The sequence below is a fragment of the Saccharopolyspora antibiotica genome (assembly GCF_047200635.1).
Classification (GTDB): Bacteria; Actinomycetota; Actinomycetes; order Mycobacteriales; family Pseudonocardiaceae; genus Saccharopolyspora_C.
On the sequence record NZ_JBJZOI010000004.1, the window covers coordinates 229,032 to 255,755 of the forward strand.

The following is a 26,724-nucleotide window of genomic DNA, read 5'->3' on the forward strand; positions in this document are numbered from 1 at the left end:
TCGCGAGGTGGTACCGGATCGGCCGGAATTCGATTCCGGTCGCAATTCCGGGTGAACGACGCATTTTTCCGCCGGTTAATCACTCGGTTGGCCGTGTTGTTCCATTTCGGGTGCTGGTTGACTGCGCAATCGCCGGTTCCGAATTCTGATCCCCGAGTGCTCCCGCGGAGTGCGCGGGATCTGTTTCCCCTGGTGGTGGGCCGGTCTCCCGCGTCATCGCCGACGTGTCGAACGCCAGGCCGGGATTCCTCCCGGCGAGCGCGCCCGGCTGCGGCCGCGCTCCGCTGACACCGGGACGACGAGTTCCGGTGACCGCAGGACAGGGCGGGAACAACTCACCTCGAGAGGTGTCCATGCGCAGGCGGGAAAATCTTCCCCGGAATTCGGTGCGCCGCGCGGCGCCGTCCGCGCCGGTGCCGGCGGGCTGGCGGCCGTGAGCGCGGCCGGGCACCGGGTCGTGCTCACCGGGATCGGGGTGCGGGCCCCGGGCGGGCACGGCGCGGCGGGCTTGTGGGAGCTGCTCGTCAGCGACCGGACGGCGACCCGCACCATCACGGCGTTCGACCCGGCGCCGTTCCGCTCCCGGATCGCCGCGGAGGTGGACTTCGACGCCGAGGCGGAGGGATTCACCGCCCGGCAGCGGGCCGAGCAGGATCGCGCGACCCAGCTCGCGATCGCCTGCACCCGCGACGCCGTGCGCGACAGCGGGTGGGATCCGGTGGGCGGCGATCCGGCCGAGGTGGCGGTCAGCATCGGCAGCGCCGTCGGCTGCACCACCAGTCTGGAGCAGGACTACCGGCGGGTGTCGGGCGACGGCGCGAGCTGGCTGCTGGATCCGGCGGCGGCCGCCGCGCGGCTGCGGGACTACCAGGTGCCGTCCTCGATCGCCCGCGACGTGGCCCGGGAGGTCGGCGCGGGCGGGCCGGTCGCCCTGGTCTCCACCGGTTGCACCTCCGGGCTGGACGCCGTCGGGTACGGGGCCGAGCTGATCCGGGACGGCCGGGCGCGGATCGTCGTCGCGGGTGCCACCGATGCCCCGATCTCGCCGATCACGGTCGCCTGCTTCGACGCCATCGCCGCGACTTCGCCGAACAACGCCGATCCCGCGCACGCGGCCCGCCCCTTCGACCGCCGGCGGGACGGCTTCGTGCTGGGGGAGGGCGCCGCGGTCTTCGTGCTGGAGGAGCGCGGCAGCGCGCTGCGCAGGGGCGCGGTGGTGCACGCCGAGATCGCCGGGTTCGCCGGGCGTTGCAACGCCTTCCACATGACCGGACTGCGGCCGGACGGCACGGAGCTGGCCTGGGCGATCGGGGCTGCCCTGCGCGAGGCCGGGTTCCCGCCGGTGGCCTACGTCAACGCGCACGGCTCCGGCACCCGGCAGAACGACCGGCACGAGACCGCCGCGCTCAAGCGCGCCCTCGGCGCCGCCGCGCACCGGATCCCGGTGAGCTCGATCAAGGCGAAGGTGGGCCACTCGCTCGGTGCCATCGGCGCCATCGAGATCGCGGCCTGCGCGCTGGCGATGCGGCACCGGACGATCCCGCCCACGGCGAACTACGCGGAGCCGGACCCCGAGTGCGACCTGGACTACGTCCCCGGCGAACCGCGCCCGGCCCGGCTGCGCGCGGTGCTCAGCATCGGCAGCGGGTTCGGCGGGTTCCAGAGCGCCGTGGTGCTGACCGAGGCGGCGGGATGAGAGCCGACCCGGTGCTGGTCACCGGGATCGGGGTGGTCGCGCCCACCGGTGTCGGCGCGGAGGAGCACTGGGACGCCCTCCTGCAGGGGCGCAGCGGGCTCTACCCGATCAGCCGGTTCGACGCCTCCCGCTACCCGGTGCGGGTGGCGGGGGAGGTGCTGGACTTCGACGAGACGCGCCACCTGCCGCCCCGGATGCTGCCGCAGACCGATCGCACGACCCGCTACGCGCTGGCCGCCGCCGACGCCGCGGTGGCGGACGCGGGGATGCGGGGCGGGCTCGGCGACGAGCCGGGAGTGATCACCGCCGCGGCCGCGGGCGGCTTCGAGTTCGGCCAGTGCGAGGAGCAGAAGCTGTGGGCGCGGGGGCCGGGACAGGTCAGCGCCTACCAGTCCTTCGCCTGGTTCTACGCGGTGAACACCGGGCAGATCTCCATCCGGCACGGCCTGCGCGGGCCCGGATCGGTGCTGGTGGCCGGCCAGGCGGGCGGGTTGGACGCGATCGCGCAGGCGGTGCGGGCGCTGCGCCGGGACGGGCCCGCGCTGATGCTCACCGGCGGTGCCGATGCCGCGCTGTGCCCGTGGGGGCTGCTGGCCCGCTGCGCGGGCGGCGGGCTCAGCACCGATCCGGATCCGCGCCGGGCCTACCTGCCCTTCGACGAGGGCGCCTCCGGCGCCGTGCCCGGCGAGGGCGCTGCGGTGCTGGTGGTCGAGCGGGCCTCGGCGGTCGCGCGGCGCGGGGCGCGGGTCTACGGGCGGCTCGCGGGGCACGCGGCGACCTTCGACCCGGAGCCGCGCGCGCCGGGCACCGGCCTGGTGCGCGCCATCCGCGGGGCGCTGCGGGCGGCCCGGCTCCCCGCGTCCGAGGTGGACGCGGTGTTCGCGGACGCGGCGGGGGTGCCGGAGCGGGATCGCGCGGAGATCTCGGCGCTGGCCGAGGTGTTCGGTCCGGCGGGCGTGCCGGTCACCGCGCCGAAGAGCATGACCGGACGGCTCGACTCGGCCGCTGGTGCGCTGGACGCCGTCGCGGCGCTGCTCGCGCTCCGCGACGGGGTGCTGCCGCCGACCATCGGCACGAGGTCGGTGCGCCCGGAGCTGGACCTGGTGCTGGAGCAGCCGCGCGAGCTGGCGCTGCGGGCCGTGCTGGTGCTGGCCCGGGACCCGGACGGGTTCAACTCCGCGCTGGTGGTGACCGCGCTGTGACGGGACGGGAACGAGTCCAGGAACGAACAGGTGAGGAGGCAGGGAGATGCGACTGACCCAGGCCGAGCTGGTGCGCGCGATCCGCGCCGCCGCGGGCGATTCCGAGCTGGCCGATCTCGACGGCGACATCGCCGATCGCGACTTCGTCGAGCTGGGCTACGACTCGGTGGCGCTGCTGGAGGTGGCCGCCGTGCTGCGCCGGACGCACGGCATCGCGCTGCCGCCGGACACCGTCGCCGAGGCGACCACGCCCGCGGCCCTGCTGCGGGTGGTCAACGCGGGGGAGGTGCGCTGAGGTGGCCCGCACCGACAACTCCGTGACGATCCGGGCTCCGCTGCCGCTGGTCTGGGAGATGACCAACGACGTGGCGTCCTGGCCGAAGCTGTTCGCCGAGTACGCCAGGTCCGAGGTGCTGCGCCGCGAAGGCGACACCATCGACTTCCGCCTCACCACGCACCCGGACGAGCAGGGGCGGGTGTGGAGCTGGGTCTCGCGCCGGGTGCTGGACGTCGGCGCGCGGACCGTGCGCGCCCGGCGGCTGGAGACGGGGCCGTTCGAGTACGTGCACCTGCACTGGACCTACCAGGACACGGCGCCCGGCACCGTGCTGCGCTGGGTGCAGGAGTTCGCGATGCGCCCGGAGGCCCCGTTCGACGACGAGGCGATGACCGCCCGCCTCAACTCGGCCACCCGCGCCAACATGACCCGCATCAAGGCCGTCGTGGAGCGGGCCGCGCGCGAGGCGCGGTGACGCGGCCGACCCGGTGCCCGGTCGTGCCGGGCACCGGTCGGTCGCGGGCGGCCCTCGGCGCGGTCAGCGGGTCCAGCGCTGGTCGTGCCCGTCGGACTTCTCCTCGGTCTTGAAGCTGCGGCGCAGCGAGTTGCTGACCAGCTTCTCCAGCAGCGCGGCTGCCTGCCCCAGGCGGTCGTCGGGCAGCTGGTCGATCAGTTCGTGCAGCTGTGTGCGTTCTTCCCTCACGAGCCAGAGACTAAGGGACTGAGATCGTCTCGCTGACATCGGTACCGGTGAAAACCGCCGGTCCGGCGGTGTGCGCAGGCCACTGTGTCCGGTTCGGGGTGCGTCGACGAGCGGTGATGGCGGGGAAAACGACTTACTTGATCAGTCAAGTTGTCCTCGGGGTGGGGGCTCGCGCAGGTCGGGGGCGGTGCGCTCGGCGCCGCTGGGTGGAGGTCCACTATGGATCTTGATCAACTTCGGTGGTGCGGCCGGTCCGCCGATGAGCCTCGCGCCTGAGAACCTCCGGCGTGCCCGATCGCTCTCGGCGCCCGAGGCGGATTCCCGGGTCGCCGCGCAAGACGCGGTCGGCCGCGCACATCGTTGTGCCGCAACGGGAATCGGTCGACCCGAGGGTGTGACGCCCCTGGATCCGCGCCAGCCCGGTGTTTAGCGTGGAGCGCGGAGCGATCAGCGCGGCCCTCCGGAGCGGAGGAACCCCGGTGCGCCGCCCGGCCCCGGCCCCGAAGCTCCGGCCCCCGACGACTCCGGACCACGACGACGCCGTCGTGCGCGCACCGCCCGCCCCCTTCGAACCCCGCGATCCGGCCGCGGGCGTCCCGTCGTGCCCGCGACCCCTGAGGAGACCCGATGGACGCGCACCGGCCCGTCCCGGCGGCGTTCCTGACCGCGATGGTGGTCGACACCGTCGGCACCGGGGTGTGGGTGACGTTCGCGCTGCTGTACTTCAGCGAGGGGCGCGGCCTGCCGCTGGCGGCCACCGGCGCCGCGCTGAGCGCCGGGGCGGTCGCCGCGCTGCTGCTCGGCGGGCTCGCCGCCGGCGCCCTCGCCGACCGGCTCGGTGCCCACCGCGCCGCCGCGCTCGGCTGCGCGGTGCGAGCGCTGGCGTTCCCCGCCTACCTGGGTGCGGCGCACCCCGTGGCGGTGGGGCTGGTCGCGTTCGCGGTGAGCCTCGGCGAGCGGTTCTTCTGGGCCGCGCACGGCGGGCTCGTGGCCTCCGCGACCTCCGACGACCAGGGCAGGCGACGGATGTTCGCGCTGCTCAACGGTCTGCGCACGCTCGGGTTGGGGGTGGGGGCGCTGGCCGTGGCGGTGGGAGCGGCGCTGTCGGAGCGCGTCGGACCCGCGTTCTGGACGGCGATCCCGCTGCTCAACGCCGCCGTGTTCGCGCTCGTCGGCCTGCTGTTCCACCGGCTCGGCCGCCGGTGCCCTCCCGCTCCGCCGCCGCCCCGGTCCGGCGGGTACCGCGGCGTGCTCGCGAACCGGCGGTTCCTCGCGTTCACCGGTACCACCTCCGCGCTCACCCTCGCCAGCGTCGCGTTCGACTCGATCCTGCCGCTCTACCTGCGGTGGCTCTCGTTGCCGCTGTGGCTGCCGCCGATGACCTACGTGCTCGCCTGCGCGTTGGTGCCCGCCTTCCAGCCCGTCGCGCTGCGCTGGTCCGGGCAGCGCGCACCGCTGCGGGTGATGGCGCAGTCCGCCGCGCTGCTGGCGGTCGCGCTCGGCGGGCTGGCGCTGCTCGCCCGGTGCGGGCCGGGGACGGCGGTCCCGCTGCTGGGCGCGGTGGTGGTGTTGTTCGCGCTCGGGCAGGCGCTGTTCGGGGCGGTGGCCCTGGTCGTGGTGCTCGGCTTCGCCGGAGGATCCGAACTCGGCCGCTACGGCGCCGCTTATCAGCTGGTGTGGGGGGTGGCCACGGCGATCGGCCCCGGAGTGCACACGGCGCTGTTCGGGATCTCCGGGGCCGCGCCGTGGCTGGTGCTGGCGATCGCGCTGCTGGGCGCGGCGACCGTCTACACCCGGCTCGACCGGAGCGGACGGTCCGCGGTGCCCGGGCGGCCGGAGCGGCTGGTCTCCGGTCGGCGCGTCGGCGGGGGCCGCTAGCTCAGCCGGCACCGGCGGACATCAGCAGCGGGTGCCCCGGACGAGGCGGGCCATCTCGGCGGGGGCGACGACCGCGAGCGCGGCGGCGATGCTGGCCTTGCCGTGGCGCGCGATGAGCAGGTCCAGCTCGGCGACCGCGCGGTCCGGGTCCTTCGGGGCCTGCACGTCGACCAGCCAGCGGACGCGGTCTACCAGTACGTCGTCCATGCGCACTCCCTGTTCGGTCGGTGGGACGTCGATGAGATCCCGCTGCGCCGCCCGCATGACGTTCGCCCGCCGCGAACCCACCCTTCGAGTGGAATCACTCGGCGCCCCTTGACCGCCGCGGCTCGCTGGTGCGCTCGGAGCAGGGCCCGGGACGCCCCGGCGGAGGGGCCAGCAGGGCGCGCCGCCGCGATAGGCTCCGGTCGACCGCCGCGGCGTCCCGGGCCGCGGCCCGAGCGACGAGGTCCGGTCCGGTGCGAAGAACTCAGGTTCGGCGGCCGTCGCCGCGAACCCCGTTGACGATCGTCGCGGCCGCGCTGCTGCTGAGCGGCTGCGCCCCCGGCCCGGTCGAGTCGCGCGAGGTGGCCGAGGTGCGCGGAGTCGCGCCCGGGCTCGCCCTCCCGCCGCCCGGCGCGGTGCACGACTACCAGCTCGGCGGCGCCTACCCCCCGGCAGCGGAGGTCACCGCGGTGACCCGGGACAGCACGGCGCAGCCGGCCCCGGGAGCGCACAACGTCTGCTACGTCAACGGTTTCCAGTCCCAGCCGCAGGATCGCGAGCTCTGGCTCTCTGAACGCCGCGACTTGGTCCTGTCCGGCCCGGACGGCGAGCCGGTGCGCGATCCGGGCTGGCCGGAGGAGCTGCTGCTCGACACCTCCACCGAGCAGCACCGCACCCGCCTCGCGGAGATCCTCGGCGAGTCGGTGTCGGCCTGCGCGGACCGCGGGTTCGACTCGGTGGAGCTGGACAACCTGGACTCCTACTCCCGCTCCCAGGAGCTGCTGACCGAGGAGCACAACCTCGCGTTCGCGGCCCTGCTCACCGATCGCGCGCACCGGGCGGGGTTGGCCGTGGCGCAGAAGAACGCCGCCGAGCTCGGCTCCCGGGGCCGGGACGAGGCCGGGTTCGACTTCGCGATCACCGAGAGCTGCCACCGCTACGAGGAGTGCGCCGACTACGCCGCGACCTACGGCGGCGGCGTGCTCGACATCGAGTACGCCGAGGACCTCCGGGGCACCTTCGACGAGGTCTGCGCCGATCCGGCAACGCCGGAGTCCACGACGTTGCGGGATCGCGAGCTGGTCGGGCCGGACGACCCGGCGCACGTCTTCGAGCACTGCTGACCGCTCTCGTGCGCCCGGCCGGGGCAGCGGGGGAGGGACGGCCCACCACACCACCCCCGCTGGGCCGTCCGGGCGAAACGCGCGGTCGGTTCGAGCGGGAGACCGTCCCGCGGCGCGGATCTGCCGCAGAATCCGGGATCGTGAGCAGCGATCGCGGCAGGAACTGGCTGCGGGAGAACGGCGACCTGTTCGCCTTCCACCGCGACGAACGGCTGATGCTCGCGGGTGAACCGCCGCATGACGTGCTGCTCGTCTGGGACGGCCTGCTCAAGATCGTGCTCCCGCACGTGGAGGGCGGGCAGCCGGTCGCCGGTCTGTCCGGGCACGACGACCTGCTCGGCGAGACGGGCGTGATCAACGACCTGCCGCGCAGCGCCAGCGTCGTCGCGCTCGGCCCCGGGCACGCCTGGCGGCTGCGGGCCGCCGCGTTCCGGGCCGGCTACGCCGAGTCCGATGACGTCCGGCAGCTCGTGAACGAGACCTACCGGCGGCGGCAGGAGCACGCCGACCACCGCCAGCTCGCGCTGGGCCACGAGGTGCCGCAGCGGCTGCGGATGATGCTGCTGCACTGGGCGTCGCGCTTCGGCCGGACGACGTCGGCGGGGCTGGAGGTGCGCGGGTTGACCCAGACCGACATCGCCAGCGCCATCAGCTCCTCGCCCAAGCACGTCGAGGCCACGCTGCGCGCGATGCGCGAGTCCGGGGTGCTGCGCACCGGGCGCCGCTGGTACGCGATCCCGGATCCGGACCGCTTCCTCGGCTGAACGGCGACGTCCGGCTGAGCTCGGCCCTCCGCGCTGGCCGACAGCGGGCGGTAGGTGTTGATCAGGGGGCTCGTCCGCACCAGGTGCGCCAGCCGCGGTGGGGTGAAGTGCGCGGCGGCGGGCCGGTGGTGCTCCTCGGGCACCTCGCCGCCGGGCAGGCGGGTGATCGATTCGGTGAGCAGCAGCGCGGCTCGCTCGCGCGCGGTGAACGGGTACGAGTCCGCCCGGCTCGGCAGCTGCGCCAGGCGGGCCCCGGGCTCGCCGTGCGCGAGCGCCTGCCGGATGTGCGGTGCGGTGCCGGCAGCCGTTGAGCTGGGAAGCCCGCACCCGCATCACCTCCAGCAGCGCCGCGTCCAGGACGGATCTCCGCGCGTCCGCGCCGGATTCCCGGCGATCCGGTGCGGCGCGGCGAGGTGCCGAGGTCGACTCGGGCGGCGGCGGTCCGCGTCATGCGGTTCCCCCAGGTGCGGTGGTGAGCGAGTGGTCGGCGGCGAGGGCCGCCGTGCTGCGGCGGCAGACCTTCCCGGTCGGTGCCAGCGGCAGCTCCGGCAGCACCAGCAGCAGTTCCGGCAGCTTGCGGCGCTCCAGGCCGCGCTGCGCCAGGAACGCGTTGAGCCCCGGCAGATCCGGAGCCGCCCCCCCCGGGGGCGACGCTGAGGCAGGCGCACAGGCGCTCGCCCAGGTCGGCGTCCGGCACCCCGACGCAGACCACGTCGAGCACCGACGGGTGCGCGGCGATCTCGCGCTCGACCTCGGCCGGGCTGATGTGCCGGCCACCGCGCGAGACGACCAGCCGCAGCCTGCCGAGCACGTGCAGCCGGCCGTGCTCGTCGAACAGCCCGCGGTCGCCGCTGCGGACCCAGCCGTCCGCGGTGCGGTGCCGGGCGTCGAGCTCCGGGGCGGCGACGTAGCTCAGCGGGGTCATCGGCCCGCGGGCGAGGATCTCGCCGCTGGTGCCCGGGGGCACGTCGACGCCGCGCTCGTCGACCACGCGGAGTTCCGCGACGGAGGGGTCGGGCAGCCCCGCCCCGGGCTCGCCCGGGGTGCGCGCGGTGTGGCAGTTGATCCCGTCCGAGGAACCGTAGACGTTGATCACCCGTGCGCCGAGGCGCCGCTCGGCCGACCGCGCGGTCACCTCGGACAGCGGGGCCGAGCTGGACACCACGGCGACGAGGCTGGTGAGGTCCTCGCCCGGGATCGGCGGGCGGTCGGCGAGGCGGCGCAGCATCGTCGGCACCCCGAACAGGTGCCCCGGCCGGTGCCGGGTGACGAGCTCCAACGCGGAATCCGGGTCGAACCGGTCGGCGAGCACCGCGGTGGCACCGAGCGCGGCGATCGCCACGTGGCTCACCAGCGAGCCGTAGGAGGACGACAGCGGCATCAGCACCAGCGCCCGCATCGGCCCCCCGGGCCGCGCGACCTCCGCCAGGGCGCGCACGTAGTTCGCCCGTCCGCCGGCCATCGCGTTGTGCGAGTAGGCGATCATCTTCGGCTCCGCCTCGGAGCCGGAGGTCACCAGGATCCGCACCGGCGCCTCGGCGTCCACCGGCCGCGCCGCCCAGCCGCTCGCCGGGGCCGCGTCCAGCGAGCGCGCGCCGGACTCCCCGGCACCGAAGGTGAACACCCACCGCAGGTGCGGCAGCGCGCGGGCACCGTCCGCGTCGCCCGGGTCGCCGAAGATCGCCGCGGTCGCGCGGGAGCGGCCGAGCAGACCGCGGGTGTCCCGGTCGCCCCGATCGGCGGGGTAGGCGAGCACGACACCGCCGACCGCCGCCACCGCGAGCTCGGAGACGACCAGCCGCCAGCCGTTGCGCATCCGCAGCCCGACGACGTCGCCGGGCGCGACGCCCGCCGCGTCCAGCGCCGCCGCGATCCGGTCCACCTCGCGATCCAGCGCGGCGTAGTCCAACGACCGCTCGGCGTCGATCACGGCGTCCTGCCCGGGGTGGGCGCGGGCCTGTTCGCGGAACAGCGCGTGCACGTCGCGGCCGGGGCAGTACCCGGCCCGCACCCACCGGGCCCGCAGCGCGGCGGGGACGAGGTCGCGGATCCTCGGCGTGGCGGTCATGAGAACTCCCAGGGGGGCGGTGCGAAGCCGTGTCCGGTGCGGCCCAGCGCGGGAGCGAACCGCGCGTCGGCGACCAGCTCGCCCAGGTCCGCGCACACCGGGGTGAGGACGAGGTCCAGCGCCGCGCCCCGCGCCACCCAGGTCGCGGTCGGCTCCTCCCGGCAGCGCCGCGCGATCCGCTCCGGCGCGGCGCCGAACAGCGCGGTGGCGGCCTCCGGTGCCGTCGTCTCCGGCAGCACGGCGAAGCCGTCCGCGGTCCGGAGCGGACCGTCCCAGGGGCGCGGGCGGGCGCGAGCCGCCCGGGGGACGAGCCCGGCGGCGGAGAACAACGAGCTGTCCACCCGCGAGCCGGTGCCGGTGCGGATCCGGCGCAGCAGCGCCGCGAGCACGCCGTGCGCGCACACCAGCCCGCCGAGCACGTCGGTCAGCGTCAGCAGCGTGGGCGCCACCGGCTCACCGGCGGGCGTGAGCGCGGCGGCCAGCCCGCTGCCCGCCTGCACCAGGAAGTCCGTGCCCAGCGGCGGATCCGGGCCCGCGGCCGGATCCCAGCCGGCGGCCGCCGCGTACACCAGACCCGGCCGGGCGCGCGCCAGGTCGGTCGCGTCCAGCCCGAGCCGCGCGGCCCGGCCCGGGGCCCAGTTGTGCACGAAGACCTCGGCTCCGGCCACCAGCTCCCGCAGCTCGCGGCGCCCGGCGGCGGACTTGATGTCCACCTCGACGGTCCGCTTGCCGTCGTTGAGCGCCCGGTAGCGGGCCGAGCAGGCACCGGCCATCGGTGGAACCCCGCGCATCGGATCCCCGCCCGGCGGCTCCACCCGGATCACCTCGGCGCCGAGCATCGCCAGCACCAACCCGGCGACCGGGCCCTGCACCCGGCGGGTGCACTCGACCGCGACGAGACCCGCCAGCGGCGCCGAACCCGGCCCCGGCAGCGCGGCGGACGCGGCTGCCGCGCCCGGCAGGGGAGAGCTCTCCCAGGCGGGGACCTCGCGGGGCGGCTCCGGATCGTGGCGGACCGCGAGCACGCTCACCCCGTGCGCGGCCGCCGCCGCGCGGACGGCCGCGAAGCGGGCCCGGCCCGCGACCTCGTGCAGCTCGGCGGGCAGCGCGCAGCGGGCCGTCGCGAACCGCTGCTGGAACGGGAACCAGCCCCGCGAGATCGCGCCGGTCCCGGCCCCCAACCGGAGCCAGAAGCCGAGCCAGGGTTCCGCGTCGAGCGTCTCCAGCTCGAACCTGATGCCGTCGGCGGACGTGAACGGCGGTCGCCGCCCCGCGCCCCCGGGGTGCGCGTCCGGTTCCCGGGCGGCCACCGCGAGGTACTGCCGCACGCCGAACAGCGCTGCCTGCGCCACCGAGGTCCGCACCCGTTCGACCCGGCCGCCGCGGGCGCGGGCGATGGCCGCGGCCAGTTCCCCGTGCGCCGCGAGCGCTCCGGCGAGCACCGAGGCGCCCGCCACGCCGAGCTCGCGCGGCCGCCCCGCCGCCCGGCCGTGCACCTGCATGATCCCGCAGGCGGCCTGCACCGCCACCTCGTCCGCCAGCGGCGCCCGCACCGGGCCGGCCCAGCCGAGCTCGCACCGCGGGCTCCCGGCGGCGCCCAGGCGGTCCCGCACCAGCTCGGCGGTCCGCGGCCGCGCCGCCCGGAACACCGGAAGGGCGCTCACCGCGCGGGTTTCCGGCCGTGCACCGAGTACATCAGGCTCGAGGTCGCCCGGAAGTCCGGGTGCAGCATGACCTCCCGCACCCGGGTCAGCTCCGGCCCCGTCATGCCCGCCGCCAACAGCTGATCGCGCAGGTGCTCGGTGTGGTGGGCCAGCAACCGCAGGTCCGCCGAATCCCGGTGCCGCAGCTGCACGTGCGGACGCGGATCGATGCCGGACAGCCCGGCCCGCCGCATCGCCAGCGGCACCCGGCGGCCCCAATCCGCGTCCACCCCGGCCGACCGCATCACGGTCGCCTTCGCCGCGAGGAACTTCTCGTACAGCCGCGCGGATTCCTCGTCCGGAGCCAGCAGCAGCGGCTCGTAGGAGGTGTCGAACTCGTCGATCTGCAACCAGCCGCCCGGTCGCAACGCCCGCACCAGCTTCGCCAGCACCTCGTGCCGCTGCGGCAGGTGGCGCAGCACCAACCGGGCCAGCACCAGGTCGAACTCCCCGGCGGGCAGCGGGTCCGACACCACGTCGTGCGCGAGGACCTGGAGGCCGGGGCCCGGTCGCAGGCCAGGCCGCAGCTCGGTGGCCAGCACCGAACCCGTGGGCGCCACCCGGTCCGCGAGCCAGCGCGCGACCTGCCCGGAACCCGCACCGACCTCCAGGCAGCGCCACCCCGGGCCGACGCCGGTCTCCGCGAGCCGGGCCAGGGTGAGCGGATCGTGCGCGGCGGACAGGCAGCTGCGCTGCTCCTGCTCGCGGACCTGCTGGTCGTGGAAGACGTAACCGCTGCTCACCGCGGGCCAGCGCTGTTCGGGGGCGATCACGTCCACCGCCCCGAACCGGAGGTCTCGGCGCTGCCGGTGAGCCGCTCCAGCAGCTGCGATCGCCGGACCTTCCCGGTGCCGGTGCGCGGCACCTGCTCCCAGGTCAGCACCACCGGCTCCCGCATCGGCGGCAGGCCGCGCACCGCGCGCCGCCACGCCCCGGAGGGCAACGCGCCGTCCGGGGTCACCACCACCGGCAGCGGGCGTTCGCCCGGCCGGGCCAGCACCACGCACTCCAGGGCGCTCGGCATCCGGTCCTCCAGCAGGTCCTCGGTGCGCAGGCAGCTGAGCCGGGGGGAGCGGTCCACCTCGCGGTCCAGCAGCGTGAGGTGACCGTCCCGGTGGTGCACTCCCAGGTCACCGGTGTTCCACCAGGGCCCGACCCGCTTCGCGTCCCAGCGCTCGGACTCGCCCCGGTAGTCCTGGCAGCGCGCGGCGGTGCGCACGAACACCAGGCCCGGGCGGCCGCGCGGCACCGGTTCGAAGGTGTCCGGGTCCACCACCCGCAACCGCGTTCGCCCCGGCACGGGCCACCCCAGGTTCCGCGCGGTGGACCCTCGGACACCGGTCAGCGAGCGCCGGGTGTGGAAGCGGAAGGTGAGCGGGCCGGTCTCGGTCTGCCCCCAGCCCTGCATCCACAGCGGACTCCGGTGCGCGGAGGCGTTCAGGAACGCGCGGATCGTCGGCGGGTGCACCGCGTCGTAGGTGCTGATGTACAGCCGCACCCGCCGGAACGGGTTGTCCAGCCGCCCGGTCAGCTGCCGGAACCGGACGTACGCCGCGGGCAGCGCCTCCACGATCGTCGGCGGGTGCGCGCGCAGCACCGGATCGGCCCGGTCCGGGTCGTGGCCGCTGAGCACCACCAGGTCGCGGGGCGCGGTGCTCAGGGCCACCGCCGTCCAGCAGAAAGTCCGGCCGTGGGCGTAGGAGCTCGCGTTGGCCACCACGTCGTCCGGGCGGACCCCTATCTTCGGCAGCCGGGTGCACTCGAAGCGCGCCAGCTGCCCGATGATGGTGCGGGTGGAGTGCACGACGAGCTTCGGCACCCCGGTCGTCCCCGAGGTGTGGTGGACCACGAGCGGGTCGTCGTCCGGGCGCAGCTTCGGGGCCGGCGCGGCGCTGTTCCGGACCTCGTCGAGGGCGACCGCGCCGGGCGCCGACCCGTCGAGCAGCAGTGCGGTCCGGGCGGCCGAGACCAGGTCCAGCCCCTGCTCGGCGCAGCGCCGCACCAGGCCGCTCGTGGTGACCAGCACCCGCGCGTCCAGCCGCTTGAGCAGCTGCTCCAGGGCCGTCGTCGGCAGCTCCGCCGACAGCTGCGCGGGCACCGCCCCGATCCGCACCGCGGCGCAGGCGAGCAGGTCGTAGTCCCAGTGGTTGTCCTTGGCGATCGCGACCAGGTCCCCGCGCCCGGCCCCGGCGGCCGCCAGCCAGCCCGCGGCGGTGCGCACCAGCTCCGCCAGCTCCGGGACGGACCAGCTCGCGCCCCCGTCCGGCGCGATGTCGAACGGCCGGTCCAGCCGCACCGTCGTCGCGACGCCCCGCCGCGCGCACTCGTCGAACAGGACACCCATGTCATGCGGTTTCAACGCGGCGGCTCCTCGCCTGGATCGGAATGCTCAACGGGGCGCGCAACCGGCTCAGCACCCGGGAGGCGGCCAGCGCGCCGGAACGCACCGCTCCCTCGCTGGCCGGGCGCAGCATCACCCAGTCCCCGGCGTAGTCGACGGGCCGCAGGCGCCGGGCCATGAACCGGGAGCGCAGCCCCAGCGCCGCCGGAGTGGCCTCCGGCAGGCCGAGCGGGTGCCGGTGCGCGAAGGTGCGCCGGGTCGCCGCCGCGAGCCCCGGCACGTAGTCGGCGGCCGCGGTGGCGAGCCGGGTGATCACGTCCTCGTCGGGCAGGTCCAGCAGCCGCGCGGTGGTCGCGGCGTTCGGCATCAGCGTGAGCAACCCCGCCCCGGCGGGGGTGCGGTCCGGGTGCTTCTGGTGGTCGAAGATGATCGCGGACAGCACGTCGTCCTCGGACTCCGGCGTGAGCAGCAGGTAGGGCGGCGGACCGTGGCGCGGCGCCAGCGGCCGGTCCAGCAGGCAGCTCACCTTCAGCGCCGGCGTGAACGTGCAGGCCCGGAGGAAGTCGGCCTCCACCTCCGGTGCCCCCGGGTGCAGCCGGGCGGCGACCGGGGCGGGTACGCACAGCAGCACCGCGCGGGCGGTCACGGTCTCCTCGCCGACGAGCAGCCGCGCGGCCTGGCCGGTGGAGACGACCTGGTGCACCCGGTGCCCGGTGCGCACGTCCAGCGTCGCGGCCAGCCGCCGCGCCAGCACGTCCATGCCGCCCCGGTAGGTCCGCCAGCCGGAGGCGTCGCCCACGGCCAGCAGCAGGGACAGCATCACCGCCGCGGCCGAGCGCTCGGTGTTCCAGCCGAAGAACGTCCCCACGACCGGTTGCAGCAGGTAGTCGTGCAGGTCGGGGTGGTAGGCGCGGGCGAACTCGGCGACCGTGGCGGCGCCGAGCGGGGTGCGTTCCGGGTCGTCGGTGTCGAACTCCCCGCGCCGCCGGGACAGCCACAGCTGGAACCGGGCCAGGTCCACCCGCGCCAGCGGGGAGAGCCCGGCGCCGGTGAGCAGCCCGCGCGCGTCGGCGACCCCGGCGTGCGGCCGACCGCCGCGCCACATCGCGATCGGACTGCTGATCAACGGGACCTCGTGCTCACCGATCCCCAGCCGGGACAACAGCTCCCAGGTGGCGCGGTAGCCGCGCGGCGACAGCTGCTCGGCCCCGGCGTCGATCGTGTAGCCGTCGACGCGAACGCTCGCGGTCCGGCCGCCCACCTGCTCGGCCGCCTCGAAGACCCGGACGTCGAGCCCGGCGCGCGCCAGCTCGGTCGCCGCCGCCAGCCCCGCCATGCCCGCGCCGACCACGGCCACGTCCAGCTCCGGGCTCATCCCGCGAACCCCCCTCCGACGAGCAGGTTCGCCAGCACGAGCAGCGCCACGTGCACCCGGTGCACCCGGAACCCCAGCCTGCGGGCCCGCATGATGTCGCCGACCCGGAACCCGAGGTGGTACTGCCGGGCGCGCAGCGCGGTCCCCGGCAGCAGCAGCACCGCGAACCACCACGGCGCCACCCCGGTGAGCGAGGCGCCCAGCCCGAGCAGGAACTCGCCGGCGGAGAGCGCGCCGATGAACAGCGCGTTGCCGCGCTCCGTGGTCAGCGCGGCGACGGTCGGCCTGCCCACCGAGCGGTCGCCCACGACGTCGTTGGTGTTGGAGTAGACGCCGAACATGAGCGGCCCGAGGCCGAACAGCACCGCCTGCACCAGCGCGAAACCGGAGAACTCACCGGTCGCGAGCCCGTGCGGGACCAGCACCAGCGCGGTGCCGAGGGCGACCAGGTAGGCCTCCTGCAAGCCGTGGTAGCTGAGCTTGAGCCCGCAGGAGTACTGCAACGCCAGCACGTAGGTCAGCGCCAGCACCACCAGCGTCCACAGGGGACGGTGGGGGGCCGCGGCGACGGCGGCGGTCCACAGCACCGCCCCCGCCGCCGCGGCGAACCACCCGAACCGCAGCGCTTCCCGCTCGGTGAGCGTGCCCGCGATCAGCGGCTTGCGCAGCTTCCGGCGCAGCGGGTCGTTCGGCCCGTAGTTGGTGCCGTCGCTGCCGTCCCGGAACCCGGTCACGTCGTCGAACGCGACGAGCGCGACGACCGTGCACACCTCGCCGAGCAGGAACAGCAGCAGCACCGGGATCGCGCCCGCCCCGGCGGCCGCCGGGAGCAGCGCGGCGGATCCGACCACCAGGATGCTCAGGTAGTAGTCGTAGACGTCGAGCTTGCCCAGCCGGGCGTAGCTGCGAGCCTTGCTCTCCGGCCTGCCGCTCCCGGCGTGCCCGGGCGCGGCGTGCAGGTCGCTGGTCATCGTGCGGAGGGCTCCTCGGTAGGCGGGACGGGGCGAGCCGGCCCTCAGGCGGGCTGGGGTCCGCGGCGGTGGCGGGCGAACTCGCACACGGCGTCGGCGATCCGGTCCACCTCGCCGTCGGTGAGGTGCGGGTACATCGGCAGCGCCAGGATCCGGGCGCTGGCCCGCTCCGCGTTCGGCCAGCGCTCCCCGACGGGCGCGCAGGGCAGGAACGCGGCCTGGTGCGGCAGCGCCAGCGGGTAGTAGACGTGCGAGCCGATGCCGTGCTCGGCGAGGTACTCGCGCAGCACGTCGCGCTCCTCGGCCTGCAGGCAGTAGACGTAGTGGCAGCGGCCGTCCCGCCCCGGCGGCGGCGCCAGCACTCCGCGGTCGGCCAGCGGGGCGAAGCGCTCGGTGTAGCGCTCGGCGATCTCGGCCCGGCGCGCGAGCCGGGCCGGGAACCCGGCGTAGCGGTAGCGCTGGAAGGCGGCCTGGATCTCGTCGAAGCGGCTGTTGGTGCCGATGACCCGGTGCACGAAGCGCTCCTGCTGGCCGTGGTTGCGCAGCATTCGCACCCGCTTGCCCAGCGCCGGGTTCCTGGTGACCACGGCCCCGCCCTCGCCGGGCATCCCGAAGGACTTGACCTGGACGAAGGAGTAGACCCCCGCCTCGCCCCACATCCCGGCGGGGGTGCCGTGCAGCACGGCGCCCTGGGCGACCGCGGAGTCCTCCAGCAGCCGCAGGTCGTGGCTCGCCGCCAGCTCGGTGAACCGGGGCATGTCGGCCATGACCGAGAACATGTGCGCGGGCAGCACCGCCTTGGTGCGGTGCGTGACCCGCCCGCGCGCCGACTCCGGGTCCAGGACCATCGTGCGCGGGTCGACGTCGGCGAACACCGGGGTCGCCCCGACCCCGAGCACCGAGGAGGCCAGCGGCGCGCAGCCGAACGCGGGCACCACCACCTCGTCACCAGGACCGACGTCCATCGCGCGCAGCACCAGCCCGAGCGCGGCGGTGCCGCTGCCGCAGGCGATCACGTCGGCCGCGCCGAGATCGGCCCGCAGCATCTCCTCGAATTCGCGGGTGTGCTCGCCCAGAATGAAATTCTGCCGGGAATCGCGGCCGATGTCCCGGATCACGTCGAGCATCACCTTGCGGTCGTGTTCGAAAAGGTCCGGCGGGAAGAACGGAATTTCGGAGCGCATCATCGCCTCCCGGAATAGAACGCGCGCACCGCGGCGCAGACCTGTTCCAGTTGTTCGAGGGTCAGGTCCGGGTACAGCGGCAGCGCCAGCGCGCGCCGGGCGGCGGCCTCCGCGTTCGGCAGCCGCTCCGCGCCCGGACGCGCGGTCTGGAAGCAGGGCTGGCGGTGCAGCGGAACGGGGTAGTAGGTCTCCGTTCCGATTCCCCGCTCGGCCAGCCGGGCGGCGAGTTCGTCCCGCCGTTCCACCTCGATCTGGAAGACGTAGCTGACGCTCGCCGAGCCCGGTCCGCGGTCGACCACCTCCGGCAGCCGCAGGACGCCGGGCACGTCGGCGAGCCGTGCCCGGTAGGCGGTGGCCAGCGCGGCGCGGCGGGCGATGTCCTCGTCCAGCCCGGGCAGCTTCGCCAGCAGCACCGCGGCCTGGATGTCGTCCATCTTGCTGTTGGTCCCGGGCAGCGCGGTCTCGGTGGAGATCCCGGGGAAGTGGTCGAGGGTGTGGCCGAAGCGCCCGTGATGGCGCAGCCCGCCGACCAGTTCCGCGATCCGCGGGTCGTCGGTGAGCACGGCCCCGGCGTCGCCCATCGCGCCGAGCACCTTGGTGGGGAAGAACGACAGCACCCCACCAGCGCCGTGCAGGCCGGCGTGGACGCCGAGCTGGCGCATCCCGATCGCCTCGGCGCTGTCCTCCAGCACTCCGAGCCCGAGCCGCGCGGCCACCCGGGACAGCGCGCTCATGTCGGCCATCTGGTTGAACAGGTGCGCGGGCATGACGAAGCGGGTGCGCGGTCCCGCGACGCGCTCGACCTCGGCCGGGTCGAGCGCGTAGGTCACCGGGTCGATGTCGGCGAACACGGGGCGGCCCCCGGCCAGCACCACCGAGCTCGCGGTGGAGACGAAGGAGTAGGCGGGCACGACGACCTCGTCGCCGGGCCGCAGGCCCATCGCGCGCAGCAGCAGGACCAGCGCGTCGGTGCCGCTGTTGACACCGATGGCGTAACGCGCCCCGGTGTAGTCGCACAACCGGCGCTCCAGCTCGGCGACCTGCTTGCCGTGGGAGAACTTGCCGTTGTCGAAGACGTCCTCGACGCGGGCGCTGAGGTCCGGCCAGAGCCGGTCGAAACTGCGGGCTTGCGAGAAGAACGGAACGGGCGCGGACGTATCCGGCGGGCTCGATAATTCTCGCGCCCCGGCGTCATTCGCACCGCGGGACACGATGGTCAACTCCTGGGAAAGAGAGGGCTTCGTCGGCTGGAGAACCTAACCCAACGCCGCGTTCTCCGGAAAGGGCGGCGGGGGTGGGCGAGCATTTTTCATCCTTTTCGGTGATCGTTTGGGAAGTGGGCCGCGACCCGCCTCCGAGGTCGTTCCGCGAAATCGCTAGTCTGCGCCCCGGCCCCCGCTCGGCGGGAGGTGCGCTCGCATTCCCGCGCGGCCGATCGCATTCCGTCCTGAATGGACCGAAGTCGGCGTTCGGGGAAATGTCCATTCCAGATCCGGAGCAACGGAGGACGATGCTGCACTCACTCGTGGTCGGACTCGGCCGCGCCGGAGCGGGCCTGCACCTGCGCGTGCTCGCGCAGGCCCGGGAGCGCGACCGCGACCCGTTCCACCCCGGCGCGATCATCGCCTGCGATCCCGCACCGCGAACCCGGCTCGTGCGGCCCGGGGTGACCGCGGCCGAGTCGGTCCGCGCCGCCGCCGAGCTCGTCCCCCCGGGGCGCACCGTCGTGCACCTGTGCACCCCGCCGGTGGACCGCCCCGCCCTGCTCCGGGAGCTGGCCGGACTCGGCTTCCGGCGCTTCGTGGTGGAGAAACCGCTGGCGGTCGACCTCGCGGGCCTCGCCGAGATCGAACGGATCCGCGCCCGGCACGGGCTGCGGCTGGCCGTGGTGGCGCACTGGCTCGACGCCGAGCTCACCCGCAGGCTCGCCCGGCTCATCGGCGGCGGTTCGCTCGGCCCGCTGCGCTCGATGTCGTTCCACCAGCACAAGCCGCGGTTCGCCCACACGAAGTCGACCAGCGGCCACCCCACCGCCTTCGACGTGGAGCTGCCGCACTCGCTCGGCGTGGCGCTGCACCTGGGCGGCCCCGCCGAGCTGGTCGGGGCCGAGTCCGCCGACATGCGCTGCGGCGACCTGGTGCTGCCCGGGATGGGCGGCGCCCGGATGCTGCTGCGGCACCGGGACGGGACGCGCACGGAGCTCGTCTCCGACCTCACCGCCCCGGTGCGGGAGCGCCGGGTCGAGCTGGACTTCGCCCGGGGGCGGGTCGTCGGGCACTACCCGCTCAGCGACCAGGACCACCACGCGCAGCTGCACGTGCCCGGGGCGCCGCGACCGTGGGAGGTGTTCCCGGACGACGCGCTCACCGAGTTCGTGCTCCGCACCTACCGGCGGTTCCGCGCTCGCGTTCCGGAACCCGATCCCGAGGCCGACGAGCGCTTCGCCCAGCAGTGCGAGGTCGTGCGCCTGCTCGCGGCCGCGAAGGGGCGCCGCGTCGGCACGACCGGACCCGTTCGACACCAGAGGAGGACCTCCGATCATGCAGGGTGACCCCCGACCCGCGCTGGCGGGCATCGGCGACGAGGCCGCCACCGACCTCACCGGCCAGCTCGCCGCGATCCGCAGACTCGGCTGGAGCGGCGTCGAACTGCGCACCGTGGACGGCACGGCGCTGGCCGAGCTCCAGCCCGGGGACGCCCGGCGCGTCGTGCGCCAGGTGCGGGCCGCCGGGCTCGACGTCGTGTGCCTGGCCTCGCGCATCGGCAACTGGGCGCGGCCCGTCACCGCGCCGTTCGAGCCGGACCTCGCCGAGCTCGACCGGCTCGCCGAGCTCGGCGCCGAACTGGGCTGCCGCCACGTGCGGATCATGTCCTACCCGAACGACGGACTGGCCGAGGCGGAGTGGGGAGCCCGGGCGCGGGAGCGCGTCGCGCGGCTCGCCGACCGGGCCACCGAGCTCGACGTGGTGCTGGTGCACGAGAACTGCGCGGGGTGGGCGGCCGGAGATCCCGAGCGGATGCTGCGGTTGCTGGCCGACGCGCCCGCCCTGCGGCTGCTGTTCGACACCGGCAACGGGGCGGAGCACGGTTACCGGGCGATCGAGGTGCTGCGCCACGTGGTCACGCACGTGGTGCACGTGCACGTCAAGGACGCGATCGGAGCGCCGGGCGCGGTGACCTACGCGCGACCGGGAGAGGGGAGCGCGGGTGTCGCCGACTGCCTGCGGCTGCTGCTGAACTCCGGCTACCGCGGGGCGTTCTCGCTGGAACCGCACCTGGCGACCCGTCCGCACGAGGGCAGCGGCCCGGACGCCGACGCGGCCGACCGGTTCGTCGACGCGGGCCGCTGCCTGGAGCGGTTGCTGGGCGACCTGCTCGCCCCCTACGCCGCGGGCGTCGCGGCACCCGGCCGGTCCTGATGCGCGCCGAACCGGCCCCGGCCGGGGTGGACCCGCTCACCGAGGCCGACCTGGCGCTGCTGCGCGACCTCCTGGAGATCCCCACGGTGAACCCGCTGGAGCCCGCCGCCCCACCGGCGCGGATCCGGGAGGCCCAGGAGCGCTACGCCCGCGCCGCCCACCGGATCGGCTTCCGCACCGCGCACCACGACGCGCCCGGTCCGGAGGCGCTGGAACGCCCCGGGATCCCCCGCGCGGTGCGGGAGGCGGCGAGCAATCCGGGCTTCCTCGCCGACCAGCCCAGCCTCGTGCTGCGGCTCGGTCCCGAACTGCCCGCGCGGCGGACCGCGATGTTCAACGTGCACCTGGACACGGTCGCCGGGCTGGAACCCGTCACCCGCAGCGGAGACGTCCTCACCGGACGGGGCGCGGTCGACGCGAAGGGGCCGGCCGTCGCGCTGCTCGCGGGGATCCGCGCCGCCCTCACCGCGCGCCCCGGCCTCGGGGACGAGGTCGGCGTGCTGGTGCAGGCGGTGTCCGGGGAGGAGGGCGGCGCGATGGGGGTCTACGGCACCCGTCCGCTCGTCGAGGCGGGTTTCTTCGGGCGGCTCAACGTGTTCTGCGAGCCCACCGGGCTGCGCTACCTGCCGCGCGCCACCGCCTCGGCCACCGCCCGCGTCTCCGTCGACGGGCGCGGCGCCATCGACGACGACCCCGCCTCCGGGCACAACGCCACCGTGCTGCTCGGGTTCCTCGCCCAGCACCTCGCCCGCCGCCTCGACCCGAGCGACCGCCCCGGGCGGTGCTGCGTCGCCGGAATGCGCACCGGGGACCGGCACAACCGCGTCTACGGCAGCGGCAGCCTGCTGCTGAACCTCTCCTACGCCACCACCGCGGAGGGCGAGGCGGCCGAACGCGCGCTGGAGGCCGCGGTGCGGGACGGGCTCGCGGAGTTCACCGCGATCTTCCGGCACACCAGGGAGTTCGCCCGCACCGCGGAACGTGCCGCCGAGCTCGTCCGCGTCGACTGGCTCAAACGCGGCCTGCCCTGCCTCGACGACACCGCCGGGTGGGCGCGGGAGCTGTTCGCCGACGCGGGCATCGACCGCTGGCCGGACGAGGAACCCGCCTTCACCTGCGACGCGATCTGGATGCACGGGATCCCGGACACCTGCACCGCGGTGCTCGGCCCGGGCTCCCTGCAGGCGAACGGCGCGCACGCCGAGGGGGAACACGTCGCCGTGGCCGAACTGCGGGCGTTCGCCCGCGCGGTCGCGGCGCTGCTCGTCGCATTCACCGATCGGCACCGCGACGGTGCCGGAGAGGAGTCCACCTGATGACACTGCTGCCGGAGATCGCGCACTCCGGGGAACGAACCACGGTGCCCCACGCCGAGCTGCGCGCGTTCACGGCGCGCCTGTTCACCGAGCGCGGGATACCCGATCGCCGAGCGCTCCTCGCGGCCGACGCGCTCTGCCACGGCGATCTGTGCGGACTCGACTCGCACGGGCTGTTCAACCTGACCAGGCTGTACCTGCCGCTGCTGAGCTCCGGGCGGGTGGACCCGGCCGCCGAACCGGTCGTGCTGCGCGACCTCGGCGCCTGCGCCGTGCTGGACGCCCGCCGCGCCCTCGGCCTGTGGGCCGCCGCGGAAGCGGCCGACCAGGCGATCGATCGCGCCGCCGAGCACGGCGTCGGCCTCGTTTCGGTTCGCGGCGGCACCCACTTCGGCTGCGCGGGCTTCCACGCCGCCCGCGCCGCCGAGCGGGGCATGATCGGCCTCGTCGCGAGCAACTGCGGCCGCCAGCGCATCGCCCGCCCACCGCTGGGCGCGCTCGCCTTCCTCGGCACCAATCCGCTCAGCATCGCCGCGCCCGCGCTCGACGACCACCCCTTCCTCCTGGACATGAGCACCACCACCGTTCCCGCCGGCAAGGTGCGCCTCGCCGCCAGCGGCGGGGAGCGGATACCGGAGGGGTGGATAGCCGACGACAGCGGCGCGACCACCACCGACCCCGCCGAGTTCGAGCGCGGAGCCGCCCACCTGCGCTGGCTGGGCGGTGAGCCGGAGACCGGCGCGCACAAGGGGTTCGGCCTCGGCCTGGCCGTGGAGGTGCTGGCCGCGCTGCTGCCCGGGGCGGGACTCGGACTCGCGCCCGAGGCACTCGACGGGGACGGCGGGCCGCACGGCCGCGACGACGACATCGGCTACTTCGTGCTGGCGCTCGACCCGGGGCTGCTGCGTCCGGACGGCGGGTTCGCCGCCGAGGCCCGCCGCGCGTTCGGCGCCCTGCTGGACTGCCCGCCCGCAGCGGGTGAGCCGGTGCGCTACCCGGGCTGGCAGGAGGCCGAGCTGGCCGCGCACCGCCGCCGCGAAGGCGTGCCGCTGCGCCCGCTGGTGCACCGCGAACTGGTCGAGCTCGGCCTGCGCGGTGCCGAGGAGACAGGAGGAACGCGATGAGCGCCCCGACCCCGCGCCGGGTGGCCGTGATCGGCCTCGGCGCCATCTCGCGGTTCTACCTGGCCGCGATCGACTCGTCGCCCGGCTGGGAGCTCGCCGCGATCTGCGACGTGCGCCCGGGAGCGCTGGCCTGCCTCGGCGGCTCGGTGCCCGCCTACCTCGACCACCGGGCGATGCTGGGCGAGGTCGAGCTGGACGCCGTGCTCGTGGTGGTGCCCAACGACGCGCACGCACCGATCTGCCGCGACGCGCTGCGCGCGGGGGTGCCCGTGTGCGTGGAGAAACCGATCGCGATCGACCTCGCCGACGCCCGCGACCTCACCGCGCTGGCCACTCCCCGGACGCCGCTGTTCACCGCGTTCCACCGGCGCTACAACAGCAACGTGCTGCGCCTGCGGGCGGAACTGGGTTCCAGCGCGCCGATCGAGTCGATCATCGTGCGCTACCTGGAGCGGATCGAGGACCACCTCGGCGGGGACACCTGGTACCTCGATCCCGACCGCTGCGGCGGGGGGTGCGTGGCCGACAACGGGCCGAACGCCTTCGACCTGGTGCGGCTGTTCCTGGGTGATGTCGAACCCGCGGGAGCCACGCTGCGCCGGGACCGGGACGGCATCGACCGGCAGGCCGTGATCACGCTGCGCTCCGCCACCGGGGTCCCGGCCGTCGTCGAGCTCGACTGGTCCTACCCGGGCGAGACCAAGGACGTGGAGGTCCGCTGCACCGACGGTTCCGTGCACCACGCGGACCTGCTGCGGGGCTACCCGGGGTTCAAGGGCTCGCTCGGGCACGAGTACACCGCCGCGCTCGCGGACTTCGGCGACCTGCTCGACCGGCGCGGGGACGCCGCCGCGCGGCGGCCCGACGGCGGGTTGCCCGCGCTGGAGCTGGTGGACGCCGTCTACCGCGCCGAGTTCCTCGACGGCGCGCAGAACTGGGAGGGGCAGACGTGAATCCGCACGAGGACGGCCGCAAGCGCGGCTTGCACGCCACGGTCGTCAAGGTGCTGCGGCACCGCAGGGCGGACCGGGGCATGTCGCTGGAACCGCACGCGAGCCGCTGCATCCGGGCGGGCGAGGTGCACGAGCTCGTCACGACCGACCACGTCGACACCGAACCCGGCGCCCGGATCGACCGGGTCGGATTCCTGGGCTTCGCGGAGTTCGGCTGCGCCGGCGTGCTCGATCGCGGTGACGAGCTGCGGATCGGGAACCGGGTGGTCGGCACCGTGCTCGGCTTCGACGCCTGCCACTTCCCGAACCACTACAACATCCTGGTCCGCGCGGAGGTCGCCAGCACCGGCGAGGAACTCGGCCTGCACCCGGAGATGCCCCTGGCCTTCGCGCAGTCGGTCCTGACCGGCCCCGCGCCGATGTCCGGCGGCTGAGCGGGGAACGGCCGGTGACCTCACCAGGGGCGGAGGTCACCGGCCGCCGTCCACCGCGATCAGCCGAGCAGCTCGACGTGGAGCCGCCCGAAGTGGAAATCGCGCACGGCCGCGAGCAGTTCCGCTACCGTGAGCTTGCCGTTGGCGTCGGTGTCCACGTCCACGAAGGCCTCGGCGGCGTGCGCGCGGTCCACGCCCACCGCGTTCAACCAGGCGGCGAACTCCTGCGCGTCGATCACGCCGTCGGCGTCCCGGTCGCACAGGCCGACGATGGAGCTCATCACCGGCCCCAGCACCCGGTTGAACTCGCCCTCGCCGTCCTCGAAGATGAGCTTCCCGGTGACGCGGAGGAAGTCCTCCTCCGTCAGCGATCCCCCAGCGCTCACCCCCGCCGACTCGGCCAGGTAGTCGAACAGGCCGTTGAAGGCGTCCCGGACGGTCTGCGCCTCCAGGCTCTCGACGTTCTTGCCGAAGGCCCGCGCGATCTGCACGGCCTCCTGCTCGAAGTCCGAGCGCTCCAGACGGCCGCTGCCGTCCAGGTCCCACTTGGCGAAGCGCTTGCGCAGCCGCTCGTTCGCGATAGCCGCGGTCATGGCCATCCTCCTCGATCTCTTCGTTGTTGAGGTGGTGCTCCGTCCCCGCCGGTCGGAGAGGCGGAGGCGGCCCGCGCGGCTCTCGCGCCGCGTGAGTTCGGTGCCCGGTACCAGCCCGGGGATCGGTCAGAGCAGCGTGACGGCGCTTCCCGCCGACCGGCCCCTGGTGTCGAGCAGCAGGCAGCCGGAGGAGGAGAGCTCGATCAGGTCGTAGCAGGAGTGGTCCTGCAGCAGGATCACCAGGTCCGCGGCGTCGAGTGCCTCGTCGAGCCGGTGCTCCTTGCGCAGCGGGCGCCCGTCCACGGCGAACTCCGATACCGCGGGATCGTGGAAGCGCACGGCAGACCCCTGCGCGAGCAGCCCGCGCGCCACGGGGTAAGCCGGGGATTCCCTGGTGTCGGCGACGTCGCGCTTGTAGGCCACGCCCAGCAGCAGCACCCGGGACCCGGACATCGTCCGGCCGCGCCCGGCCAGCAGCTCGGTCGCGCGCAGGACCACGTGCGAGGGCATCCGCTCGTTGACGGCCCGTGCCGCCGACAGCGTGCCGAAGGTGAACCCGGCGCTGCGGGCCTTGCTCTCCAGGTAGCGCGGGTCCACCGGGATGCAGTGCCCGCCCACCCCGGGACCCGGCTCGAAGGGCGCGAAGCCGAAGGGCTTGGTGCCCGCGCAGTGCAGCACGTCCCAGACGTCGATGCCCATCCGGTCGCAGAACAGCGCGATCTCGTTGACCAGCGCGATGTTCACGTACCGGTAGCTGTTCTCCAGCAGCTTGGCCATTTCGGCCTCCCGGGTGCCCCGGGAGACGACGAGGGATTCCACGAAGCGCCCGTAGAAGGCGACGCCGTACTTGGCGCAGAGCGGCGTGCAACCGCTGATGATCTTCGGGGTGTTGTGCATCGCGAACCGCTCGTTGCCCGGGTCGATCCGCTCCGGCGAGTAGACGAGGTGAAAGTCCTCGCCCACCCGCAAGCCGCTGCCCAGCTCCAGGATCGGCCGCACCACCTCCTCGGTCGTGCCGGGGTGGCTGGTGGATTCGAGCACGACCAGCGTTCCGGGGCGGATCCTGCTCGCGGCCGTGCTGGCGGCGCCGCGCACCGGGCCGAGGTCGGGTTCCCCGGTGGCGGACAGGCCGGTCGGCACGCAGAGCACCACGGTGTCCGCCTCCGCCAGCACGGCGGGATCGGTGGTCGCGGTGAACCCCGCCGCCACCATGCCCGCCACCGCCGAGTCCGGCACGTCGCCGACGTGCGAGCGGGCCGCGTTGAGCCCGGCCACCACCTCGTCCGCGATGTCCAGCCCGACGACGTCGAGCCCGGCCTCGCAGGCCGCGGCGGCGAGCGGGAGCCCGACGTAGCCGAGCCCGACGACCACGAGATCTACTGCCATGCCGCCGAC

25 protein-coding genes are annotated in these 26,724 nt (G+C 75.0%); 13 read left to right on the forward strand and 12 right to left on the reverse strand.

Annotation, left to right across the window (positions count from 1 at the left end):
• Positions 1-433 precede the first annotated feature (433 nt).
• The 4 genes from ACL03H_RS04275 to ACL03H_RS04290 are packed head-to-tail and all read left to right on the forward strand — an operon-like array spanning position 434 to position 3,650.
• Positions 434-1,696 carry a beta-ketoacyl-[acyl-carrier-protein] synthase family protein gene (locus tag ACL03H_RS04275; protein ID WP_412809740.1) on the forward strand — a complete coding sequence of 421 codons (1,263 nt, stop codon included), beginning with the start codon at positions 434-436 and terminating at the stop codon, positions 1,694-1,696.
• On the forward strand, positions 1,693-2,898 hold the full coding sequence (locus ACL03H_RS04280; RefSeq protein WP_412809741.1) for a beta-ketoacyl synthase N-terminal-like domain-containing protein: 1,206 nt from the start codon (positions 1,693-1,695) through the stop codon (positions 2,896-2,898). Before ACL03H_RS04275 ends, ACL03H_RS04280 begins: the two co-directional genes overlap by 4 nt.
• Before the next feature lie 46 nt (positions 2,899-2,944).
• Entirely contained in the window at positions 2,945-3,193 is a 249-nt protein-coding gene (locus ACL03H_RS04285) for an acyl carrier protein (protein WP_412809742.1), read from the forward strand.
• A 1-nt stretch (position 3,194) separates the two neighbouring features.
• Positions 3,195-3,650 (forward strand): SRPBCC family protein, encoded by a 456-nt coding sequence (locus ACL03H_RS04290; RefSeq protein ID WP_412809743.1) that lies wholly within the window; start codon positions 3,195-3,197, stop codon positions 3,648-3,650.
• 63 nt (positions 3,651-3,713) lie between these two features.
• Here the strand turns inward: ACL03H_RS04290 and ACL03H_RS04295 are convergent, their stop codons facing one another.
• Entirely contained in the window at positions 3,714-3,878 is a 165-nt protein-coding gene (locus ACL03H_RS04295) for a hypothetical protein (RefSeq protein WP_412809744.1), read from the reverse strand.
• Between the two features lie 627 nt (positions 3,879-4,505).
• On the opposite strand from ACL03H_RS04295, the gene ACL03H_RS04300 reads away from it, so the two are divergent.
• Positions 4,506-5,756, forward strand: a complete 1,251-nt coding sequence (locus tag ACL03H_RS04300) for an MFS transporter (RefSeq protein ID WP_412809745.1) — start codon at positions 4,506-4,508, stop codon at positions 5,754-5,756.
• A gap of 21 nt (positions 5,757-5,777) precedes the next feature.
• On the opposite strand, the gene ACL03H_RS04305 is transcribed toward ACL03H_RS04300, so the two are convergent.
• Positions 5,778-5,963 carry a hypothetical protein gene (locus ACL03H_RS04305; RefSeq protein ID WP_412809746.1) on the reverse strand — a complete coding sequence of 62 codons (186 nt, stop codon included), beginning with the start codon at positions 5,961-5,963 and terminating at the stop codon, positions 5,778-5,780.
• A 293-nt stretch (positions 5,964-6,256) separates the two neighbouring features.
• Here ACL03H_RS04305 and ACL03H_RS04310 point away from each other — a divergent pair, with 293 nt between their 5' ends.
• Together ACL03H_RS04310 and ACL03H_RS04315 are read left to right on the forward strand one after the other, a co-directional pair.
• Positions 6,257-7,084, forward strand: coding sequence for an endo alpha-1,4 polygalactosaminidase (locus ACL03H_RS04310; protein WP_412809747.1), 828 nt, complete (start codon positions 6,257-6,259; stop codon positions 7,082-7,084).
• Between the two features lie 140 nt (positions 7,085-7,224).
• Positions 7,225-7,848, forward strand: a complete 624-nt coding sequence (locus tag ACL03H_RS04315) for a Crp/Fnr family transcriptional regulator (RefSeq protein WP_412809748.1) — start codon at positions 7,225-7,227, stop codon at positions 7,846-7,848.
• Between the two features lie 61 nt (positions 7,849-7,909).
• Here the strand turns inward: ACL03H_RS04315 and ACL03H_RS04320 are convergent, their stop codons facing one another.
• From ACL03H_RS04320 to ACL03H_RS04355, 8 genes are read right to left on the reverse strand one after another with little or no spacing between them, the layout of a single operon-like run.
• Positions 7,910-9,916, reverse strand: coding sequence for a class I adenylate-forming enzyme family protein (locus ACL03H_RS04320; protein WP_412809749.1), 2,007 nt, complete (start codon positions 9,914-9,916; stop codon positions 7,910-7,912).
• On the reverse strand, positions 9,913-11,580 hold the full coding sequence (locus ACL03H_RS04325; RefSeq protein WP_412809750.1) for a CoA transferase: 1,668 nt from the start codon (positions 11,578-11,580) through the stop codon (positions 9,913-9,915). The genes ACL03H_RS04320 and ACL03H_RS04325 overlap by 4 nt, the downstream gene beginning before the upstream one ends.
• Positions 11,577-12,398: a class I SAM-dependent methyltransferase gene (locus ACL03H_RS04330; protein WP_412809751.1), complete on the reverse strand. Its 822-nt coding sequence runs from the start codon at positions 12,396-12,398 to the stop codon at positions 11,577-11,579. The genes ACL03H_RS04325 and ACL03H_RS04330 overlap by 4 nt, the downstream gene beginning before the upstream one ends.
• Complete coding sequence (locus tag ACL03H_RS04335; protein WP_412809796.1) at positions 12,389-13,963, reverse strand: class I adenylate-forming enzyme family protein; 1,575 nt, start codon at positions 13,961-13,963, stop codon at positions 12,389-12,391. Before ACL03H_RS04335 ends, ACL03H_RS04330 begins: the two co-directional genes overlap by 10 nt.
• A gap of 1 nt (position 13,964) precedes the next feature.
• Entirely contained in the window at positions 13,965-15,335 is a 1,371-nt protein-coding gene (locus ACL03H_RS04340) for an NAD(P)/FAD-dependent oxidoreductase (RefSeq protein ID WP_412809752.1), read from the reverse strand.
• A complete protein-coding gene (locus ACL03H_RS04345) occupies positions 15,332-16,306 on the reverse strand; it encodes a UbiA family prenyltransferase (protein WP_412809753.1) in 975 nt (324 codons plus the stop codon). The genes ACL03H_RS04340 and ACL03H_RS04345 overlap by 4 nt, the downstream gene beginning before the upstream one ends.
• 44 nt (positions 16,307-16,350) lie before the next feature.
• Complete coding sequence (locus ACL03H_RS04350) at positions 16,351-17,490, reverse strand: DegT/DnrJ/EryC1/StrS family aminotransferase (RefSeq protein WP_412809754.1); 1,140 nt, start codon at positions 17,488-17,490, stop codon at positions 16,351-16,353.
• Positions 17,490-18,710, reverse strand: a complete 1,221-nt coding sequence (locus tag ACL03H_RS04355; RefSeq protein WP_412809755.1) for a DegT/DnrJ/EryC1/StrS family aminotransferase — start codon at positions 18,708-18,710, stop codon at positions 17,490-17,492. Before ACL03H_RS04355 ends, ACL03H_RS04350 begins: the two co-directional genes overlap by 1 nt.
• 290 nt (positions 18,711-19,000) lie before the next feature.
• On the opposite strand from ACL03H_RS04355, the gene ACL03H_RS04360 reads away from it, so the two are divergent.
• Genes ACL03H_RS04360 through ACL03H_RS04385 form a run of 6 tightly spaced genes read left to right on the forward strand, consistent with a single transcriptional unit; the run spans position 19,001 to position 24,736 of the window.
• Positions 19,001-20,041, forward strand: a complete 1,041-nt coding sequence (locus ACL03H_RS04360) for a Gfo/Idh/MocA family oxidoreductase (RefSeq protein ID WP_412809756.1) — start codon at positions 19,001-19,003, stop codon at positions 20,039-20,041.
• Positions 20,031-20,909 carry a sugar phosphate isomerase/epimerase family protein gene (locus tag ACL03H_RS04365; protein WP_412809757.1) on the forward strand — a complete coding sequence of 293 codons (879 nt, stop codon included), beginning with the start codon at positions 20,031-20,033 and terminating at the stop codon, positions 20,907-20,909. The genes ACL03H_RS04360 and ACL03H_RS04365 overlap by 11 nt, the downstream gene beginning before the upstream one ends.
• Entirely contained in the window at positions 20,909-22,225 is a 1,317-nt protein-coding gene (locus ACL03H_RS04370; RefSeq protein ID WP_412809758.1) for a M20/M25/M40 family metallo-hydrolase, read from the forward strand. Before ACL03H_RS04365 ends, ACL03H_RS04370 begins: the two co-directional genes overlap by 1 nt.
• Positions 22,225-23,349 carry an Ldh family oxidoreductase gene (locus ACL03H_RS04375; protein ID WP_412809759.1) on the forward strand — a complete coding sequence of 375 codons (1,125 nt, stop codon included), beginning with the start codon at positions 22,225-22,227 and terminating at the stop codon, positions 23,347-23,349. Before ACL03H_RS04370 ends, ACL03H_RS04375 begins: the two co-directional genes overlap by 1 nt.
• Complete coding sequence (locus tag ACL03H_RS04380; protein ID WP_412809760.1) at positions 23,346-24,302, forward strand: Gfo/Idh/MocA family protein; 957 nt, start codon at positions 23,346-23,348, stop codon at positions 24,300-24,302. The genes ACL03H_RS04375 and ACL03H_RS04380 overlap by 4 nt, the downstream gene beginning before the upstream one ends.
• Positions 24,299-24,736: a DUF6917 domain-containing protein gene (locus ACL03H_RS04385; protein WP_412809761.1), complete on the forward strand. Its 438-nt coding sequence runs from the start codon at positions 24,299-24,301 to the stop codon at positions 24,734-24,736. Before ACL03H_RS04380 ends, ACL03H_RS04385 begins: the two co-directional genes overlap by 4 nt.
• Before the next feature lie 59 nt (positions 24,737-24,795).
• On the opposite strand, the gene ACL03H_RS04390 is transcribed toward ACL03H_RS04385, so the two are convergent.
• Both ACL03H_RS04390 and ACL03H_RS04395 read right to left on the reverse strand, forming a co-directional pair.
• Positions 24,796-25,329, reverse strand: coding sequence for an EF-hand domain-containing protein (locus tag ACL03H_RS04390; protein ID WP_412809762.1), 534 nt, complete (start codon positions 25,327-25,329; stop codon positions 24,796-24,798).
• 126 nt (positions 25,330-25,455) lie between these two features.
• Complete coding sequence (locus ACL03H_RS04395; protein WP_412809763.1) at positions 25,456-26,715, reverse strand: nucleotide sugar dehydrogenase; 1,260 nt, start codon at positions 26,713-26,715, stop codon at positions 25,456-25,458.
• Between the last annotated feature and the right edge of the window lie 9 nt (positions 26,716-26,724).